General features: G+C 33.4%; 2 protein-coding genes. Both read left to right on the top strand.

What is annotated here, in order from left to right; translation table 11 throughout:
- Window positions 1-277: 277 nt before the first annotated feature.
- Window positions 278-1237 carry an alpha/beta hydrolase gene (locus FS802_RS30580; RefSeq protein WP_000719803.1) on the top strand — a complete coding sequence of 320 codons (960 nt, stop codon included), beginning with the start codon at window positions 278-280 and terminating at the stop codon, window positions 1235-1237.
- 184 nt (window positions 1238-1421) lie between these two features.
- A complete protein-coding gene (locus FS802_RS30575) occupies window positions 1422-2153 on the top strand; it encodes a DsbA family oxidoreductase (protein ID WP_000687931.1) in 732 nt (243 codons plus the stop codon).
- The last annotated feature ends 226 nt before the right edge of the window (window positions 2154-2379 follow it).

The following is a 2379-nucleotide window of genomic DNA, read 5'->3' as shown; positions in this document are numbered from 1 at the left end:
GGACCTTGTCCCTGTGAGAGTAGGACGTCGCCAAGCAACTTTAAGACGAGTCAGAATGACTCGTCTTTTTTGTGTTTTAAACTTCTTATCAGCTTCAAGTAAGTAATCCTTATTTTTTTGATCCCCTCATATTCATTTTCTTTCATCATTTTTGATGTGTAGTTTAAGATTTTCTATCTTATTTTTTGTAGAGGCGATCTGTCGGTATGTTAAAATAGTGCAGTTGTTTTTTGAGTACTTGAATATAAGAAGATTTAATTTTGAAAAAGGAGATAATATGAAAAAGATAGGTGTAATTACTATAGTAGTTTTAGTCCTTCTAGCAATTACTTATATGTTAGTCGGGAATTATTTTTATAATTATGCGTTGAATGCGAAACAAGAGAAAGAGTTTTTAGAGGATAATCCTCACTTAGTAGAAACTGTGAATGCATCGGGAGGTGTGTTCGCTACAAATGAAGAAAAGGATGCGAGCTTTGTCTCAAATCATAAACCTAATATACGAAACATAAATGCTTTCGATAAGTTGAAATTAACAGGTTATGAATATATGAATGAACAATCTAGCCATAAATGGGCAATTGTAGTTCATGGATATGATAGTAGGGCATCGAAAATGACGAAATATATCCGGAATTTTTATGAAGAAGGATATAACGTCATAGCGCCAGATCTTCGTGGGCATGGAAATAGTGAAGGCAATTATATAGGGATGGGCTGGCACGATCGTAAAGATATTTTGATTTGGATTCAACAAATTGTAAAGAAAGACCCTAATGCTGAAATAGCACTCTTTGGTGTTTCGATGGGAGGAGCAACTGTAATGATGACTTCAGGTGAAGAGTTACCTTCTAACGTTAAAGTTATTATTGAAGATTGTGGATACTCAACTGTTATTGATGAATTTACGTATCAACTAAAAGATTTATTCCATTTGCCAAAGTTTCCTGTTATGAATGCGGCAAATACAGTTACAAAATTAAGAGCTGGATATGATTTAGAAGAAGCTTCAGCTGTAAAACAAGTAGCGAAAAGTAAAACACCGATGCTATTTATTCATGGGGATGCTGATACATTCGTTCCTTATGAAATGTTAGCTGAAGTATATAATGCTGCAAAAGTAGAAAAAGAGAAATTAATTGTTCCAGGTGCTGGACATGGAGAAGCCGAGAAGGTAGATTCGAATAAATATTGGAATACCGTATGGAAGTTCGTGGGGAGATACATTCCAGCGTAATTAGATTGTTTTAGATTTGTATATACGATAATCAGAAGGAAATGTTTTTATACTTTTGATTATCGTTTTTTCTATTTAAAAACTCATTTTAGTTTGTAGTATATAAGGTTTGAAGCATAAATTTTTGAATTCCTTATTGCCAATGCTACAATAATTGAAAACTACATGTTAATGAGGTGTTTCTATGAAAATTGAAGTATGGTCAGATTTTGTATGCCCATTTTGCTATATTGGGAAACGTAGATTAGAAATGGCTTTAGAGCAATTTCCGCATAAGAAGGATGTTGAAGTCGAGTTTAAAAGTTTTGAATTAGATCAAAATGCTCCAATCTATTCTGGAACAAGTATTAATGAAGTACTTGCATCAAAGTATGGGATTAGTATTGAAGAAGCTAAGCGTAATAATATACAATTAGGCAATCATGCAGCTAGTATGGGGTTAAGTTTTAATTTTGATGAGATGAAGCCGACGAACACTTTTGATGCGCATCGTCTTGCAAAATTTGCAAAGGATCAAGGGAAAGAAAAAGAGATTACGGAAAATCTACTTTTTGCATATTTCACTGAATCGAAAAATTTAAGTGATGTGGATACGCTTGCTACTATTGCTGAAGCTTCAGGTTTAGATAAGCAAGAAGCTTTACGTGTTATTAATGATAAAAGTGCATATGTAAATGATGTTAGAATTGATGAAGCGATTGCTCAGCAATATCAAATTTCAGGAGTACCTTATTTTATTATTAATCAAAAGTATGCTATTTCAGGTGCGCAACCACTTGAAACTTTTGTTGGTGCACTTCAGCAAGTTTGGGAAGAAGAGAACCCTGCACCTAAGTTACAAGAGCTTTCTTCAGAGGGTGGAAGCGATATGTCTTGTACGGATGAAAGTTGTTCTGTACCTTCAAAAGAACAATAGTTTTTATGATGGAATAGCAACCCATAGAGTGTTTCATGGGTTGCTTATCTATTCTTATAGAAGAGGTATATAAATAGATAAATTAATAACGTAAATAGGATTTTAAAAAAAATGAAGTTTTTTATAAAAACATATTGACGATTGTAGGTTAGAGGTGTAATATAGAACAAGTCGCCGATGCAATAACGCAGAACGCGGTAAACGAAATAAAAAACTTAGTTGACAT

It is taken from the genome of Bacillus sp. DE0042 (assembly GCF_007680225.1).
GTDB lineage: Bacteria > Bacillota > Bacilli > Bacillales > Bacillaceae_G > Bacillus_A > Bacillus_A wiedmannii.
This window is presented reverse-complemented; position numbering and strand designations above follow the sequence as displayed.

Bases quoted from the DNA above. Each gene is read 5' to 3' on its own strand.
- FS802_RS30575 (WP_000687931.1), top strand. From the start codon at position 1,422: ATGAAAATTGAAGTATGGTCAGATTTTGTATGCCCATTTTGCTATATT.
- FS802_RS30580 (WP_000719803.1), top strand. From the start codon at position 278: ATGAAAAAGATAGGTGTAATTACTATAGTAGTTTTAGTCCTTCTAGCA.